The 15,991-nt window shown below is 70.1% G+C and carries 17 protein-coding genes and 1 riboswitch; of the genes, 1 reads left to right on the forward strand and 16 read right to left on the reverse strand.

Annotated features, from left to right (window positions below; genetic code table 11):
* Positions 1-3: 3 nt before the first annotated feature.
* Positions 4-109, reverse strand: a riboswitch (TPP riboswitch).
* A 29-nt stretch (positions 110-138) separates the two neighbouring features.
* The 8 genes from rlmN to rpsB form a co-directional block, all read right to left on the reverse strand.
* The gene (gene rlmN / locus ACFC0D_RS24200) at positions 139-1,245 is read right to left on the reverse strand and encodes a 23S rRNA (adenine(2503)-C(2))-methyltransferase RlmN (protein ID WP_361850956.1); all 1,107 of its coding nucleotides are present in this window, start codon (positions 1,243-1,245) and stop codon (positions 139-141) included.
* A 93-nt stretch (positions 1,246-1,338) separates the two neighbouring features.
* A complete protein-coding gene (locus ACFC0D_RS24205; RefSeq protein WP_376439543.1) occupies positions 1,339-1,797 on the reverse strand; it encodes an SRPBCC family protein in 459 nt (152 codons plus the stop codon).
* 160 nt (positions 1,798-1,957) lie between these two features.
* Positions 1,958-3,577: an MFS transporter gene (locus tag ACFC0D_RS24210; protein ID WP_376439546.1), complete on the reverse strand. Its 1,620-nt coding sequence runs from the start codon at positions 3,575-3,577 to the stop codon at positions 1,958-1,960.
* Positions 3,578-3,709: 132 nt separating this feature from the next.
* Positions 3,710-4,801, reverse strand: coding sequence for a phosphatidate cytidylyltransferase (locus tag ACFC0D_RS24215; RefSeq protein WP_376439549.1), 1,092 nt, complete (start codon positions 4,799-4,801; stop codon positions 3,710-3,712).
* Positions 4,801-5,358 (reverse strand): ribosome recycling factor, encoded by a 558-nt coding sequence (gene frr, locus ACFC0D_RS24220; RefSeq protein WP_137993093.1) that lies wholly within the window; start codon positions 5,356-5,358, stop codon positions 4,801-4,803. The genes ACFC0D_RS24215 and frr overlap by 1 nt, the downstream gene beginning before the upstream one ends.
* A 101-nt stretch (positions 5,359-5,459) precedes the next feature.
* Positions 5,460-6,224, reverse strand: coding sequence for a UMP kinase (gene pyrH, locus ACFC0D_RS24225; protein WP_376439553.1), 765 nt, complete (start codon positions 6,222-6,224; stop codon positions 5,460-5,462).
* A gap of 158 nt (positions 6,225-6,382) precedes the next feature.
* Positions 6,383-7,219 carry a translation elongation factor Ts gene (tsf, locus tag ACFC0D_RS24230; RefSeq protein ID WP_376439556.1) on the reverse strand — a complete coding sequence of 279 codons (837 nt, stop codon included), beginning with the start codon at positions 7,217-7,219 and terminating at the stop codon, positions 6,383-6,385.
* A gap of 114 nt (positions 7,220-7,333) precedes the next feature.
* Complete coding sequence (rpsB, locus tag ACFC0D_RS24235) at positions 7,334-8,239, reverse strand: 30S ribosomal protein S2 (RefSeq protein WP_376439559.1); 906 nt, start codon at positions 8,237-8,239, stop codon at positions 7,334-7,336.
* 257 nt (positions 8,240-8,496) lie between these two features.
* On the opposite strand from rpsB, the gene ACFC0D_RS24240 reads away from it, so the two are divergent.
* Positions 8,497-8,961 (forward strand): murein hydrolase activator EnvC family protein, encoded by a 465-nt coding sequence (locus ACFC0D_RS24240; RefSeq protein ID WP_376439562.1) that lies wholly within the window; start codon positions 8,497-8,499, stop codon positions 8,959-8,961.
* 74 nt (positions 8,962-9,035) lie between these two features.
* Here ACFC0D_RS24240 and ACFC0D_RS24245 read toward each other — a convergent pair whose 3' ends face one another.
* The 8 genes from ACFC0D_RS24245 to lepB form a co-directional block, all read right to left on the reverse strand.
* Entirely contained in the window at positions 9,036-9,593 is a 558-nt protein-coding gene (locus tag ACFC0D_RS24245) for a TetR/AcrR family transcriptional regulator (RefSeq protein WP_376439580.1), read from the reverse strand.
* Positions 9,594-9,646: 53 nt separating this feature from the next.
* The gene (gene whiG, locus ACFC0D_RS24250) at positions 9,647-10,486 is read right to left on the reverse strand and encodes an RNA polymerase sigma factor WhiG (protein WP_329115397.1); all 840 of its coding nucleotides are present in this window, start codon (positions 10,484-10,486) and stop codon (positions 9,647-9,649) included.
* A 239-nt stretch (positions 10,487-10,725) separates the two neighbouring features.
* Positions 10,726-12,060, reverse strand: coding sequence for a DNA-processing protein DprA (gene dprA, locus ACFC0D_RS24255; protein WP_376439566.1), 1,335 nt, complete (start codon positions 12,058-12,060; stop codon positions 10,726-10,728).
* Complete coding sequence (locus ACFC0D_RS24260) at positions 12,057-13,670, reverse strand: YifB family Mg chelatase-like AAA ATPase (RefSeq protein WP_376439569.1); 1,614 nt, start codon at positions 13,668-13,670, stop codon at positions 12,057-12,059. Before ACFC0D_RS24260 ends, dprA begins: the two co-directional genes overlap by 4 nt.
* A 1-nt stretch (position 13,671) precedes the next feature.
* Complete coding sequence (locus ACFC0D_RS24265; RefSeq protein WP_376439572.1) at positions 13,672-14,136, reverse strand: YraN family protein; 465 nt, start codon at positions 14,134-14,136, stop codon at positions 13,672-13,674.
* A gap of 117 nt (positions 14,137-14,253) precedes the next feature.
* Positions 14,254-14,562: a DUF2469 domain-containing protein gene (locus tag ACFC0D_RS24270; protein WP_005311352.1), complete on the reverse strand. Its 309-nt coding sequence runs from the start codon at positions 14,560-14,562 to the stop codon at positions 14,254-14,256.
* Between the two features lie 55 nt (positions 14,563-14,617).
* Positions 14,618-15,094, reverse strand: a complete 477-nt coding sequence (locus ACFC0D_RS24275) for an NUDIX hydrolase (protein WP_376439583.1) — start codon at positions 15,092-15,094, stop codon at positions 14,618-14,620.
* 71 nt (positions 15,095-15,165) lie between these two features.
* A complete protein-coding gene (gene lepB / locus ACFC0D_RS24280) occupies positions 15,166-15,969 on the reverse strand; it encodes a signal peptidase I (protein WP_376439586.1) in 804 nt (267 codons plus the stop codon).
* Positions 15,970-15,991 lie beyond the last annotated feature (22 nt).

Genomic DNA, 15,991 nt, shown 5'->3' on the forward strand with positions numbered 1-15,991 from the left:
CAGCTCGAGTTACGACCGAACTTCCTACCCAGAATGACCTGGGCAAGGTTCAGAGGGTCTGCGGTCCTGACCGCACTCTCAGCGCTGTGGCGCTCCCCTGTCGGAATATGGAGATGTGTTCGAGCACAGAGTACAAGGTCAGCGTTCGGACGCCGCCAGCTGTCCACAGGCGCCGTCGATCTCCTGACCGCGGGTGTCACGGACGGTGACCGGAACGCCGTGGGCGGCGATGGCCTCGACGAACGCCTTCTCGTCCTCGGGACGGGAGGCGGTCCACTTCGACCCGGGCGTCGGGTTCAGCGGAATGAGATTCACATGGACCCGCTTGCCCTTGAGCAGCCGCCCGAGCAGGTCGCCCCGCCACGCCTGGTCGTTGATGTCGCGGATGAGGGCGTACTCGATGGAGATCCGGCGGCCGGACTTCTCCGCGTACTCCCAGGCCGCGTCGAGGACCTCGCGGACCTTCCAGCGCGTGTTGACGGGCACGAGGGTGTCACGCAGCTCGTCGTCGGGGGCATGCAGGGAGACCGCGAGCCGGCACTTGAAGCCCTCGTCGGCGAAGCGCAGCATCGCGGGCACGAGACCGACGGTGGAGACGGTGATCCCGCGCTGCGAGAGACCGAGACCGTCCGGCTCGGGGTCGGTCAGCCGGCGGATGGCGCCGACGACCCGCTTGTAGTTGGCGAGCGGCTCACCCATGCCCATGAAGACGATGTTGCTGAGGCGCGCCGGTCCTCCCGGCACCTCGCCGTCGCGCAGGGCGCGCATGCCGTCGACGATCTGGTGCACGATCTCGGCGGTCGACAGGTTCCGGTCGAGACCGGCCTGCCCGGTGGCACAGAACGGGCAGTTCATCCCGCAGCCGGCCTGCGAGGAGATGCACATGGTGACCCGGTCCGGGTACCGCATGAGCACGGACTCGACGAGCGTGCCGTCGTGCAGCTTCCACAGGGTCTTACGGGTGGTGTCGTCGTCGCACGAGATGTGCCGGACCACGGACATCAGGTCGGGCAGCAGCTCGCCCTGCAGCTTCTCGCGCGAGGACGCGGGAATGTCGGTCCACTCGGCGGGGTCGTGGGCGTACCGCGCGAAGTAGTGCGTGGACAGCTGCTTGGCGCGGAACGGCTTCTCGCCGATCGCGGCGACGGCCTCCTTGCGCTCGGCGGGCGTGAGGTCGGCGAGGTGCCGCGGCGGCTTCTTGGCTCCGCGGGGGGCGACGAAAGTGAGTTCTCCGGGCTTGGGCATGGTGGTACCAGTGTCGCAGACGCGCACGTGTGGCTCGGGGCCGTCGCGGCCGGGGCATCGCCCGGGGACGTCGCCGACGGTCCCGGACGGCCCTCAGACGGCCCGGACCGTGTTATCGGCGTGCTCGTGCACCGCGATCCTCGCCAGTTTCGTCAGCATCATGCCGTTGCGGACGGCTACGAGGTAGTCCACGGGGAGCCCGTGCATCCGGATCCCCGGGCCACGGAGGGGATGCCAGTCGAGGGTGAAGAGCGTGTGCTCGCCCCAGGGGAGCAAGGTCATGGAGATGCGGGCCGCGCCGAAGGGCTCCGCCTTCGCCTCCAGCTCCAGGCGCCGTTCCGGTTCGCAGATACGGACGACGACCGTGTCGTCGAGGGTGAAGGGGCCGCCGCCGACCCGGACCTTCAGACGGGCGCCCACGTCCGGCCAGTGCGGGTCCGCCGCCAGGACCTGCTGGGTTCCCGTGACCCACTCCCCGTAACGATGGCCGTCGGACAGCAGGCGCCAGACCTCCGACGGCGTGCTCAGGATCAGACGGCGGTTCCGGGCCACGCCGATCACGCTCCTTCTGGACGGTGGGCCACGACGGGCGCACCGTCCGGGCGCCCTGGGCCTGACCTCCAGACTCACGCGGACCGCCCGCCCCCGCCCCCCGGCAGGTCCGAACGGAGTCCTCCCCCGGTGACCACCGCACAGCAGCGACACGTCCCCGTCAGGACCGCGGAGAACCGGGCTGCGTGGACGGGATCCGTGGGGTGAAGAACAGCGCGAGGACCGAGGACAGGGCGAGAACGGCGAGGGCGGCCCGCAGACCGTCCAGACGGGCGGCGGCGTTCGCGTCCAGCGCGGCCTGAGTCACCTCCGGGCTGGTGCCCGCATCGTCGAGAGCCGCACTGAGCTGGGCGTCCGAGAGGAACGGCACGCCGCTCTGGAGCTCCACAGCGGCCTTGTTCTTGACCTCGGCCGGAATCGCCGCGTTCTGCTCCACGCTGCTCAGGAACGAGGCCGTGAGCGCGGCGATCAGAAGCGACCCGGCCAGTGCCGTACCGATCGAGGCGCCGAGGTTGGTGACGGCGTTCTGGATGCCGCCGACCTCCGCGCTCTTGCTGTCCGGAACGGCGGAGACGGTGACCGAACCGAGCTGCGAGGCCAGCGCGCCCATCCCCAGCCCGATCAGCAGGAGCGGCACGGTGACGATCTCCGCGCCGGCGTCGGCGTCGAGCGCGGCCATCAGGGCGAGCGCCCCCGCGAGCAGCGCCAGCACCCCGAGCCTCACCACCTGCCGCGGCGAGATGTCCGGGAGGAAGCGCGGGATCAGGAGGGCCGCCGCCAGCAGCGTCAGCGAGAGCGGCAGGATGCGCGCCCCCGTCGCCAGCGCGGACAGGCCCAGGGCGATGGACAGATAGAGCGGGACGACGAAGAACACGCCCATCTGCACGAGGTACTGGAAGAAGAACATGGTCAGACCGCCGGTGAGCTGCCTGTTCCGCAACATCGCCGGGTCGACGAGCGGCTCCCGGCCGCGGACCGCGAGCCACGCCTCCCAACGGAGGAACAGCCACACCAGAAGCAGGCCCACCAGCATCGTCCACACGACCATGGAGACGCCGAGCCACGACGGCGCGTCCGGCTTCGGCCGGAACCAGCCCCACTCGTCCGAGCGGAGCACCCCGTAGACGAAGATCCCGAGCCCTAGCGCGGACAGCACGACGCCCACGAGATCGATCCGCGGACGCTCCTCACCCACGGCGTCGGCGATACGACGCGCGAACACCAGGATGACGAGCACCACCAGGACCTCGCCCGCGAAGACCCAGCGCCAGGAGAAGTACGTCGTGGCGACACCGCCGATGAGCGGCCCCAGCGCGATGGCCACCGCCCCGGCGGCCGCCACGATGCCGTACGCCGCCGCCCGACGCTCCGTGGCGAAATTACCGGCCACGAGCGCCACGATCGCGGGCATGATGAGCGCCGCCCCGATCCCCTCCAGGAACGACCAGCCGAGGAGCAGCACAGGAAGATTCGGTGCCAGCGCCGTGGTGAGGGACCCACAGCCGTAGACCACACAGCCGATCATGAACGCGCGCTTGCGGCCGATCAGCGCCCCGACCTTGCCCCCGGGGATCATGAACATCGCCATCACCAGCGTGTACGCCGTGATGGCGCCCTGGATCCCGGTGACCGTGGTCCCCACGTCGTCGGCCACCGTCGCGATCGACACGTTCATGACCGAGCTGTCGAGCGCCATCAGGAACTGACCGGCCGCAAGAGTCAGCAGAACCGATCGCGCCCCCGTCGCCGGACCCTCCGAGGTGCCTCCCCTGCGTGCCATGGGCGCATCGTGCCAACGGCACCGACGGCACTGCCACGACCCGCCGCAGGTGTCCACCACATGGCGCACGGACAACGGGAAAGGGCCCGCCGCTCCCGAGGGGACGACGGGCCCTTCGCCACGAACGTCGTATCAGGCCGTGCCGACGAACAGCACGAACAGCAGCCACACCACCGGAGCGGTCGGCAGCAAGGAGTCCAACCGGTCCATGATGCCGCCGTGACCCGGCAGCAGCGTGCCCATGTCCTTGATGCCCAGATCGCGCTTGATCATCGACTCGCCGAGGTCACCGAGCGTCGCACTCGCCGCCACCGCAAGGCCCAGCAGCAGACCCTGCCACCACGAGCCACCGTCGATCAGGAACTCCATGCACAGCGCACCCGCCGCCATCGCGAACGCCACCGCACCGAGCAGACCCTCACGGGTCTTCCCCGGACTGATCCGCGGAGCCAGCTTGTGCTTGCCGAAACGCCAGCCGATCGCATACGCACCGGTGTCACTGACCACGGTCAGCACCAGGAACGTGAGCACCCGCTCCGGCCCGTCGTCGGCCGTCAGCATCAACGCCACGAACGTCGCCAGGAACGGCACGTAGAACGCCGCGAACACGCCCGCCGTGACGTCCTTCAGATAACCCTCGGGCGGCTCCGTCATCCGCCACACCAGCACCGCGAGAGCGGTCAGGGCCATGGCGACCCAAGCCCCCTCCGCACCCCGGACATACCCGGCCACCACCATCGCCGCACCGCCGACGGCGAGCGGGACGAGCGGAGCCTTGATGCCCTTGCGCTCCTGCAGACGGGAGGTGAGCTCCCACAGACCGACCACGACGGCGACCGCGATCACGCCGACGAACGCGGCCTTCCAGATGAACAGCGACGCGATGATCACGGCGCCGAGCCCGACGCCGACCCCTATGGCCGCGCCCAGGTCGCGCCCCGCGCTCTTCTTCTGCGGAGCCGCGGGAGCGGGCTGGGACGGGCTGGACATGGGCTCCTGCGGGTGCTCGTTCGGCGTCTCGTCACGGAACAGGGGACCGCTCCGCTGAGCGGCCCCCCGGTCGTGGTCGTCCTGGTGATCGCCGGCGGGGACGTCGGGCACGATGGGCATGGGCCGAGTCTGCGCCGCCTGCAGCCCATCGTATGCGGGACCCGCCGGGGCAGGCCCCTGGTCGGGCCCCCAGTAGCCGGAACCGGCCGGGGCCCCCCAGGAAGAGTCGTTCATCAGACCTCGAGCAGCTCGGCTTCCTTGTGCTTGAGCAGCTCGTCCACCTGCGCCACGTACTTCGCGGTGGTGTCGTCGAGCTCCTTCTCGCCGCGGCGGCCCTCGTCCTCGCCGACCTCGCCGTCCTTGACCAGCTTGTCGATGGTCTCCTTCGCCTTGCGGCGCACGGAACGGATGGAGATCTTCGAGTCCTCGGCCTTGCTCTTGGCGACCTTGATGTACTCGCGGCGGCGCTCCTCGGTGAGCTCCGGGAACACCACACGGATGATGTTGCCGTCGTTGCTCGGGTTGACGCCCAGGTCCGAGTCACGGATCGCCTGCTCGATGTTGCGCAGCGCGCTCTTGTCGAACGGGGTCACCACCGCCATGCGCGGCTCGGGCACCGAGAACGACGCCAGCTGATTGATCGGCGTGATGGCACCGTAGTAGTCGGCCACGATCTTGTTGAACATCGCCGGGTGCGCACGGCCGGTGCGGATCGCGGCGAAGTCCTCCTTGGCGACCACGACGGCCTTCTCCATCTTCTCCTCGGCCTCGAGGAGGGTCTCTTCGATCACCACTTGCTCCTGCGTGTCGTCGCGTCTTGTCCTGCACGGTGTACGACCGGCAGGGCTCTGTCCATCCCCTCGCGGGGAGGTACCCGGATTCGAGCCGAGGCTCAGGCCCGGGTGCCCTGGTCGCTCACGAGAGTGCCGATCTTCTCACCCTTCACCGCGCGCGCGATATTGCCCTCCGCAAGCAGTTCGAAGACGAGGATCGGGAGGGTGTTGTCGCGGCACAGCGTGATGGCGGTGGCGTCCGCGACCTTCAGGTCGCGGGAGAGCACCTCGCCGTACTCCAGCGCGTCGAACTTGACCGCGTCGGGGTTGGTCTTCGGGTCGGAGTCGTAGACCCCGTCCACGCCGTTCTTGCCCATCAGCAGGGCCTCGGCGTCGATCTCCAGGGCACGCTGGGCGGCCGTGGTGTCGGTGGAGAAGTACGGCATTCCCATACCGGCACCGAAGATGACCACACGGCCCTTCTCCAGATGGCGCACGGCACGCAGCGGGATGTACGGCTCCGCGACCTGGCCCATGGTGATGGCGGTCTGGACGCGGGAGTCGATGCCTTCCTTCTCCAGGAAGTCCTGGAGGGCGAGGCAGTTCATGACGGTGCCGAGCATTCCCATGTAGTCGGAGCGCGCCCGGTCCATGCCGCGCACCTGCAGCTCGGCGCCGCGGAAGAAGTTGCCGCCGCCGATCACGACCGCGATCTCCGCTCCGTCGCGGACGACTGCGGCGATCTCGCGCGCGATTTTGTGCACGACGTCGGGGTCGACGCCGAGCGCGCCGCCGCCGGCGAATGCCTCGCCGGACAGCTTCAGCATGAAGCGGCCGGCCTTTTTGCCGTGGATGTCGTCGCCCTGTGCGGCGGACTGGTTCATGGAGATCTCCTCGTGCACATACGACGAAGGCCATTGCCGGTGGGTCCTTGCGGTTTCCCGTACGGCAATGGCCTCCTCGTCAGATCTGCGGTCGTCCTACGCGAGCGTGGACGACTGCTTCAGACCCTACCGGGGTCCGGTGTCCGTTGCGTACGGACTCAGATGCCGACCTTGATGCGCGTGAAGCGCTTCAGGGTGACACCGGCCTCGTCCAGGATCTGCTGGACGGACTTCTTGTTGTCCAGCGCGTACGGCTGGCCGAGCAGCGTGGCGTCCTTGAAGAAGCCGTTGACGCGACCCTCGACGATCTTCGGGAGCGCGGCCTCGGGCTTGCCCTCGGCGCGGGTGGTCTCCTCGGCGACGCGACGCTCGGTCTCGACGACCTCGGCCGGAACGTCCTCACGGGTGAGGTACTTCGGCGCGAAGGCGGCGATGTGCTGCGCGACACCCTTCGCGACCTCGGCGTTCTCCTTGTCGAACTCGACGAGAACACCGATCTGCGGGGGCAGGTCGGGCATGGTGCGGTGCATGTAGGCCGAGACGAAGCCGTCGGCGTACTGCGCGAAGCGGTCGAGAACGATCTTCTCGCCCAGGTTGGCGTTGGCCTCGTCGACGTACGCCTGAACCGTCTTGCCGGGCTCGATCTCGGAGGCGAGCAGCGCCTCCAGGTCGGCCGGAGCGGAGGCGGCGACGTGGGCGGCGAGCGCGGCGGCGACGGCCTGGAACTTGTCACCCTTGGCGACGAAGTCCGTCTCGCACTTCAGCTCGACGAGGACACCGGAGGTGTTGTCGTCGGCGATGAGGGAGACGACGGCGCCGTTCTCGGCAGAGCGGCCCTCGCGCTTGGCGACGCCCTTCTGGCCCTTGATGCGCAGAGCCTCGACGGCCTTGTCGACGTTGCCGTCGGCCTCGTCAAGAGCCTTCTTGCAGTCCATCATGCCGGCGCCGGTGAGCTCACGGAGCTTCTTGACGTCAGCGGCGGTGTAGTTCGCCATGAGTCTGAGTTTCTCTCTCGAAGTCTGAAAGATCTACGGGTGGACGGCGGGGGCTTCGTGGGCCCCCGCCGTCTACATCCGAAACAACCGGACCTGTGAAGGTCGGGCCGTGGGTCAGGCCTGCTCGGCCTCGGCGGCCGGAGCCTCGGCGGCCTCGACGACCTCGGCGGCCGTGGCAGCCTCGGCGTCGGCGACCTTCTCGGTCTCGGCAGAGGTCTGGACCTCGGCCTCGTCAGCCTTCTTCTCACCCTCGAGCAGGTCGCGCTCCCACTCGGCGAGCGGCTCGCCGGCGGCCTTCTCGCCCGGCTTCGAGTCGCCGGTCGCGGCGCCGGAGCGGGCGATGAGGCCCTCGGCGACGGCGTCGGCGATCACGCGGGTGAGCAGGGTGACGGAGCGGATCGCGTCGTCGTTGCCCGGGATCTTGTAGTCGACCTCGTCGGGGTCGCAGTTGGTGTCGAGGATCGCGACCACCGGGATGTGGAGCTTGCGCGCCTCACCGACGGCGATGTGCTCCTTCTTGGTGTCGACGATCCAGACGGCGCTCGGCACCTTCTGCATCTCGCGGATACCACCGAGGGTCTTCTCCAGCTTGGCCTTCTCGCGGGAGAGGACCAGGAGCTCCTTCTTGGTGAGACCCGAGGCGGCGACGTCCTCGAAGTCGATCTGCTCGAGCTCCTTGAGGCGCTGCAGACGCTTGTAGACGGTGGAGAAGTTGGTGAGCATGCCACCGAGCCAACGCTGGTTGACGTACGGCATGCCGACACGCGTCGCCTGCTCGGCGATGGCCTCCTGGGCCTGCTTCTTCGTACCGACGAACATGATGGAGCCGCCGTGGGCGACGGTCTCCTTGACGAACTCGTAGGCGCGGTCGATGTACGACAGCGACTGGAGCAGGTCGATGATGTAGATGCCGTTGCGCTCGGTGAAGATGAAGCGCTTCATCTTCGGGTTCCAGCGACGGGTCTGGTGACCGAAGTGGACGCCGCTCTCCAGCAGCTCCCGCATCGTGACGACGGCCATGGCCGTATCTCCTTGGTGTTCTCGGTTATGTCCTGACGCCCCGACGCGCCGTGCCACAAGGGACCGAAAAGGCGCTGCCACGACCGGTGAGGGTTGAGTGGCGGGGCGTGCGAAGTCGACCCGGTGACCCGGATCGCCATAGGAAGTGTACGGGACCCGGGGCGTGCCGGGTGACGGCGCTGTCCACAACCGGCCGGTATTCCACAGATACCGTCCGTGATCCCCGCGAACCGGGCGCCCACGGGAGTGTGATCCCCATGCACCTCACGACACTGCTCCTGATGGCCGCCCTGATCTGGCCCGTGGGACCACCGCGCCCCGAGATCGTCCGCGGCTGGGAACCACCGGCCGGCCCCTACGGCCCCGGCCACCGCGGCCTCGACCTGGCAGCCCCACCGGGCACCACGGTGAACGCCGCGGCCTCCGGCGTCGTCACCTTCGCAGGGCAGGTGGCCGGCCGCGGAGTCCTCACGATCACCCTGCCGGACACCGGAAGCCCGCCCCTGCGCACCACCTACGAACCGGTGACGCCCACAGTCGCCACCGGCACCACGGTCACCCGCGGCCAACCGGTCGCCACACTCGCCACACCACCCGAGGAAACGCACTGCCCGGAGTCCTGCCTCCACTGGGGCCTGCTCCGCGGCGACACGTACCTGAACCCACTGCTCCTCCTCCGACAGGGCCCCTCGAGGCTGCTGCCGGTGACGGGGGTGCCGTGATCCGGGGCCACGACGGGGGCGGGGACGGGGTGGGAGGGGAGGGGGCGGGGGGGGGGAGGGGCCCCAGAGGGGGATCAGCCGCTGACGCCTCGGAGGGCCATGGAGACCGCCGCGTCGGCGATCCGGTCCGGCTCCTCCGCCGCTCCCAGCTCGATACGGCGTACGGCCGCGTCCACGACGCCCTGGAGGAGCATCGCACCGAGGCGGGGCTGCGCCTGGCCGAGGTCTGCGAGGGCCTCGACGATCATGGCGACGAGACCGCCGTGGGCGGCGCGGATCTTCTCGCGGGCACCGTCGTCGAGCTCGCTCGCGGAGATCGCGACGACCGCCCGGTGGCGCCTGTCCCCCACCAGCTCGAGCTGCTTGCGTACGTACGCCTCGACCTTGCCCTCGGCGGTGTCGGCCTGGGCCATCGCCGTCTCGACCTCGGCCGCCCAGACGGGGAAGTCGACGGCGCACAGCTCCTCGACCACGGCCGCGCGGGACCGGAAGTACTCGTACACCGAGGAGCGGGCGAGGCCCGTGCGCTCGGCGAGGGCGGGGAAGGTCAGCGCTTCCGTACCACCCTCGGACAGCAGGGATCGCGCGGCGTCCAGCAGGGCGCCGCGTTGCATCGTCCGGTGCTCGGCCACACTGGCCGCTCGAATCCTGGGCACGGCACCACTGTACGACCGGCCTCGCGGCGTCAGCGTCCTACATCGGCCAGCTTGGCACGCAGCTGCAGGACCGACTTGGTGTGGATCTGGCTGACCCGGCTCTCGGTGACGCCGAGGACGTGGCCGATCTCGGCGAGGGTGAGGCCCTCGTAGTAGTACAGCGTGACGACGGTCTTCTCCCGTTCGGGGAGCGTGTTGATCGCCCGGGCGAGCAGCCTTCTGAGCTCGCGGTCCTCGGCGACCTCGACGGGGTTGTCGGCGGCGGTGTCCTCGAGGGTGTCCATGATGGACAGCCGGTCGCCGCCCTCTCCTCCGACGTGCAGCAGCTCTTCGAGTGCCACGACGTTCGCGAGGGACAACTGGCTGAAAACGGCGTGGAGTTCCTCGAGCGCGATGCCCATTTCGGCGGCGACCTCGCTCTCGGAGGGGGTCCGTCGCAGCTGGGCCTCGAGGGTCGCGTAGGCACGCTCGACGTTGCGGGCCTTCTGGCGCACGGAGCGGGGAATCCAGTCCAGGGCGCGAAGTTCGTCGATCATCGCGCCGCGGATGCGCGTGATGGCGTAGGTCTCGAACTTGATCGACCGCTCGACGTCGAACTTCTCGATGGCGTCGATCAGCCCGAAGACCCCGGAGGAGACGAAGTCGGCCTGTTCCACATTGGAGGGCAGTCCGACACTGACGCGGCCGGCGACGTACTTCACGAGGGGCGAGTAGTGCAGGATCAGCTGCTCCCGTAGCCGCTCGTCGCCCGTGTCCTTGTACGAGCGCCACAGCTCGTCGAGCGATGTCGGTGCGGGCGGTCGCACGGCGCCTCCCCGGGCTGCTGGGGGCACCGCGGCGCGGTCAGGCCCGGAGGTGTGCTGGGGCATGCGTTGCCTTGAGCCGTTCTGCTGTGGTGTGGGTCGGTGGGTGTGTCCGGTAGGGAATCCTGGTGAGCGTAGCGTGACTGGACTGTCGCGGTGAGCGAACCTCTGCGGATCGCGCCGGTCCGGGTGGGCTGCCTCGTCCACATCTTCGAACCCGGGCCGTGGCGCGTGTCGGCCCCTCGGGTGCGGCCGAGAGAACTCGATTGTTCATCTGCATCACCTTTTCACCCGAATGCTCCAGGTCAAGTACCGCCTCGCCGCGCGTTCGATCCTTCTGTGCGGCTGTTCGTCAACCGCCAGTCGTCGCCTTGCCGTTCGACGAAGCCGAGGGAGTGCAGTTCGTACAGCCTGGCGAGGGTGTCGTCGGGGGTCGTCCCGGCGCGGTCGGCGATCTGCGGTGCGCGTGTGGGGCGGCCGGCGGGCAGGGCTTCGAGGACGCGGGCGGTGTGCGGGTCGAGGAGGTCCCTGGGGAGGACGGGTCCGCGTCGGGCGGGGGCGAGTTGACCCATGGCGCCGACGAGTTCGATCACTTCGGCGGCGTCGGTGACGAGGGTGGCCTCGCCGCGCAGGAGTTCGTGGACTCCTGCGGAGAGGCCGCTGGTGACGGGGCCGGGGATGCCCATGGTGTGGCGGCCGAGGCGGTGGGCGTTGCGTGCGGTGACGAGGGAGCCGCTGCGGTACTCGGCCTCGACGACGACGGTGCCTCGGGTGAGTGCGGCGATGACGCGGTTTCGGAGGATGAATCTGCTGGGTGTGGGGTGACTTCCGGGTGGCAACTCCCCTAGGACGAGGCCTTGTTCTGCGATGCGTCCGATGAGTCCGGCGTGGCCGCGGGGGTAGGGGGTGTCGACGCCGCAGGCGAGGACGGCGACGGTGGCGCCTTGGGCGGCGAGAGCGCCTCTGTGGGCGGCGCCGTCAATGCCGAAGGCTGCGCCGGAGACGACGACCCAGCCGCGTTCGGCGAGTCCGGAGGCGAGGGTGGTGGCCATGTGGGCGCCGTAGGGGGTGCAGGCGCGGGCGCCGACGACGGCGACGGAGCTCAGGGCCCAGGTCCGCAGGTCGGCCGGGCCGCGGATCCAGAGTCCGATGGGGCGTGTGTCGCCGAGGTCGTCGAGTTGCCGGGGCCATTCGGTGTCGCCGGGGATGACGAGCCGGCCGCCGTGCCGTTCGGCGGCGTCGAGGTCTCGGTGTGGTTCGACGGCTGCGGCTCGGCGCCGCCATCCGGCGACCCGTTTCTCCCCGGTGCCGGGGAAGGGCCCGGTCTCTGGGGGCCGGGTGGAGCCGCGCGGGGCTGAGTGGCTCGGGTGGGGCGGGAGGGGGGTGTCGGTGTGGGCGGGTGTTTCGTGGTCGTCCGTGGCGGGGTCGCGGAGGCGCCGGAGGAAGCCGGCGGCGCCGTACGTGCGGAGCCAGCGGCCGGCGTGTTCGTCGCCGGGTTCGACGATGCGGGTGAGGGCGGCGCGGGCGAGGCGTTCTTCGTCCGGGGTGGCGTGGGGTGTTTCTTCCCTGTCGTGGTCGTGTTCTTCGCCGGGGGTGGCGCGGCGCGTTTCTGCCGTGGTGTGTGCTTCGTCCGGGGTCATGCGAGGGCCCCCGCTCCGACGGGTACGCCTCGGGCGATGCCGGTGCGCAGTTGGAGGGCGAGGTCGATGTCGTGGGCGTCGGGCCGGTCGTGTCCGGCGAGGTCGGCGACGGTCCAGGCGACGCGGATGACTCGGTCGAGGCCGCGTGCGGTGAGGAGTCCGCGTTCGATGTCGCGTTCTGCGGCGGCGAGGGCTCCGGGGTGGACGAGGTAGCGGGTACGCAGTTCGTGTCCGGGGACTTCGCTGTTGACGTTCCAGGGGGTGTCGGCGAGGCGGGCCGCTGCGCGGGCGCGGGCTTCGCGGACGCGGTCGGCGACGGCGGCGGTGGTTTCGCCGCGGCCGCCTTGGCCGAGGAGGTCGGATCGGGTGACGGGTTGGGCTTCGACGCGGAGGTCGATGCGGTCGAGTAGGGGGCCGGAGAGGCGTGCCTGGTAGCGGCGGATGAGGGAGGCGGGGCATTCGCATCCGGCGCCGTGCAGGGTGTGTCGTCCGCAGGGGCAGGGGTTGGCCGCGAGGGCGAGCAGGAAGCGGGCGGGGAGTCGGACGACTCCCGCGGCGCGGGCGACGACGACGTGGCCGGACTCGAGGGGTTGTCGTAGGGCGTCGAGGGCTTTGCCGGAGAACTCGGGGGCTTCGTCGAGAAAGAGGACCCCTCGATGGGCGAGGGACACGGCGCCGGGGCGTGGGAGGCCGTTGCCGCCGCCGACGAGGGATTGCATGGTCGCGGAGTGGTGGGGTGCGCAGTAGGGGGCGCGGCGGACGAGGGGTTCGCCGGGCGGGAGGATGCCGGCGACGGAGTGGACGGCGGTGACTTCGAGGGACTCCTGTCGGGTGAGTGGGGGCAGGATGCCGGGGAGTCGTTCGGCGAGCATGGTTTTTCCGGCGCCGGGTGGTCCGGAGAGCAGGACGTGGTGGCTGCCGGCTGCGGCGACTTCCAGGGCTCGGCGGGCGCTGTGCTGTCCGGCGACGTCGGCGAGGTCGGGTCCGTCGGTGGGGTCGGCGGCGAGGCCGGTGCCGATGCCGGCGCCGGGGACGAGGAGTCCGGCGAGCATGGAGTCGGGGCGGCCTTCTTCGGCGGCTTCTTCTTCGGGGACGGGTTCGTCGGAGAGGACGGCGATGAGTTGGCGGAGGCTGCGGACGCCGAGGACGGACACTCCGGGGACGAGGGCGGCTTCGCCCGCTGTCTGTTCGGGGACGACGACCTGTTGGTAGCCGGCTTCGGCGGCGGCGAGGACGGCGGGCAGGACGCCGCGGACGGGCCGGACGCGGCCGTCGAGCCCGAGTTCGCCGATGAGGACGAGGTCGGCGATCACTCTGGGGTCGATGCGTTCGGCGGCGCCGAGGACGGCCGCGGCGACTGCCAGATCGAATCCGGATCCGCCTTTGGGGACGGAGGCGGGGCTGAGTCCGACGGTGAGTTTCTTCTGGGGCCATTCGGCGTCGGAGTTGACGATGGCGGCGCGGACCCGGTCGCGGCTCTCGCTGAGGCTCTTGTCCGGGAGTCCGACGAGGGTGAAGGCGGCGACTCCGGCTTCGAGGTCGGCCTGGACCTCGACGACGACGCCTTCGACGCCGACGAGGGCGACGGAGCAGGTGCGGGCGAATCCCATCTCAGGCCACCCCCCGGGCGTGGGTGACGGCGGGGGCGCCACGGCGTGGCAGGACGATGCCGATCAGGTCGATGCGGACGCCGCCGTCGGGAGGTGGTCCTCCGTGGCGGTCGAGCCAGCAGGCGGCGAGTCGTTTGAGCCGGTCGGCCTTGATGGGGGTGACGGCGGCCATGGGGTGTTCGAAGGCGCCCGCGCGGCGCGTCTTCACTTCGCAGATGACGATGGTGTCGCCGTCGCGGGCGACGATGTCGATCTCGCCGGTGCGTCCGCAGCGCCAGTTCCGTGCGAGGACGGACATTCCGGCCTCGGTGAGTCGCCGGGCGGCCAGCTCTTCCCCGTACCGTCCGAGTGCGTTCGTCGGGTTGGTCGGGCCGGCTGGGTTCGTCGCGTGGGTCGGGCCGGCTGGGTTGGTTCCGCGGGTCGGGTTGGTCGGGTCGGCTGCGTTCGTCGCGTGGGTCGAGTTCATTCGGTACCACCTCCGGTACCGACTGTGACGCTCCGCGATTTCGCGTGTGGATCTTGGTGGACGGTTGCCCGTCTGTGGACAACCGCCTCACCCTTGCGGGTGGTTTCAGCCCGCGCCTCAGCTGCCGGGGAGTTCCAGGTCGCTCTTGTTGAGCTCCTCGATGTTCACGTCCTTGAAAGTGAGCACCCGGACCTGCTTGACGAACCTGGCCGGCCGATACATGTCCCAGACCCAGGCGTCGGCCATGGACACCTCGAAGAACACTTCGCCCTGGACCGAGTGCACCTGCATCTCGTAGTCGTTCGTGAGGTAGAAGCGCCGCTCGGTCTCGATCACGTATTTGAACAGCCCGACGACATCGCGGTACTCCCGGTAGAGCTTCAGCTCCATCTCGGTCTCGTACTTCTCGAGGTCCTCGGCGCTCATGGCATGTTCCCCTTCAGCCGTGCGTCCACCTATTGTGCGCCAGCCACTCGCACCCCTAGACGATTTCCGGGGCGAGCACCACCGGCGCATTCGGCGGTCCCTCGTCGAGCAGCCTGTGCAGCAGCTCGGCGAGTCTGGTCGGGTACACCGTCTCACGCGCCGCCGACAGTTCGGCGGAGGTCCACCACCTCAGCCCCGTGGTACTGCGCGCTTCCAGCTCGGTGAGCCCGCCGGGGGCCGTCACGGTCTGGGTGGTTCGTGCCAGGTAGTACCACTCGTCCTGGTCCCAGCGCCGCCCGTCGAAGGGGAACGAGCAGATCCGCTGCCAGATGACCGGCCCGAGGTCGACGTCGGTGATCCCGGTCTCCTCCGCCAGCTCGCGAAGCGCCGCCTCCTCGCGGGTCTCGTCGCCCTCCAGGCCGCCGCCGGGCGTGAACCACCAGGTCTGGTCGGGGTCGTCGGGCTCGTATCCGTGCATGAGCAGGATGCGGTCGTCGGGGTCGAGCAGCACGACCCGCGCGACCCGTCGCAGCTCCCGCTCTGACGCTGCCGAACCCGCCGAACCCGCCGGACCCGCAGCCCCGGCCGACTCCTCTGTACCCGTCACGTGCTCACCGTCTCCTTGCCGTTCCGCCCGCCCGACGCACCACCGGTCCCGCCGGACCCACCACCCGAGGCGGCACCGGACGGCCCGCCGGACCGCCCACCGAGCCTCGCCGCCACCGGACCGTACGCGGCTCCGGCCAGGATCAGTACACACCCGGCGACGATCGCGTAGAAGAGCGGCTTCACGGGTCCGGGCTGCGAGATCCCACCCGGGAGTGCCGCGAAGCCCTCGGGCCGCGCGAGGACGCCGTTCATCGGCCAGACGACGGCATCCACCCTGCCGGTGACCGCGGAGCGCGGCACGGAGCCCTGGCCGGCCTCCTCGAGGTGGACCCGGGAGTCGAGGGAGTTGTGCCGCTCGTCGCCGAGGAGGAAGAGGCTGTCCTGCGGCACGGTCGCGGAGAACCGCTGTCCGGAGGCGGGGGCGCCGGCGGGCAGATACGTCTCTTCGACCGCCTTGCCGTTCACGGTGAGCCGGCCGTCCGCACCGCAGCAGGCGACCGTGTCGCCGCCGACTCCGACGACGCGCTTGACCATGGGGACGCCGCCCCAGAGCTGGTCCTGGAAGATGACGATGTCGCCTCGCCGCACCTCGTCGCCGTCGATGCGCTGGGCGAGAACCTTGGACCCGACGGCCAGGGTCGGGGTCATGGAGTCGCTGGGCACGCTGTAGGGCTGGTAGAGGACGGCTCCCCAGACGAAGCCGCCGAGGAAGAGCACACAGCCGACGGCCACGGCCAGCCCCGACAGCACGCTGCCGAGGCGGCCCCGGGCCCCGGGCGGTAGTGTCGTTCCCCTCAAGCCAGCGCGCCCCACCCGCAAG

Origin of the sequence: Streptomyces sp. NPDC056222 (assembly GCF_042264065.1) — a bacterium.
Taxonomy (GTDB): Bacteria; Actinomycetota; Actinomycetes; order Streptomycetales; family Streptomycetaceae; genus Streptomyces.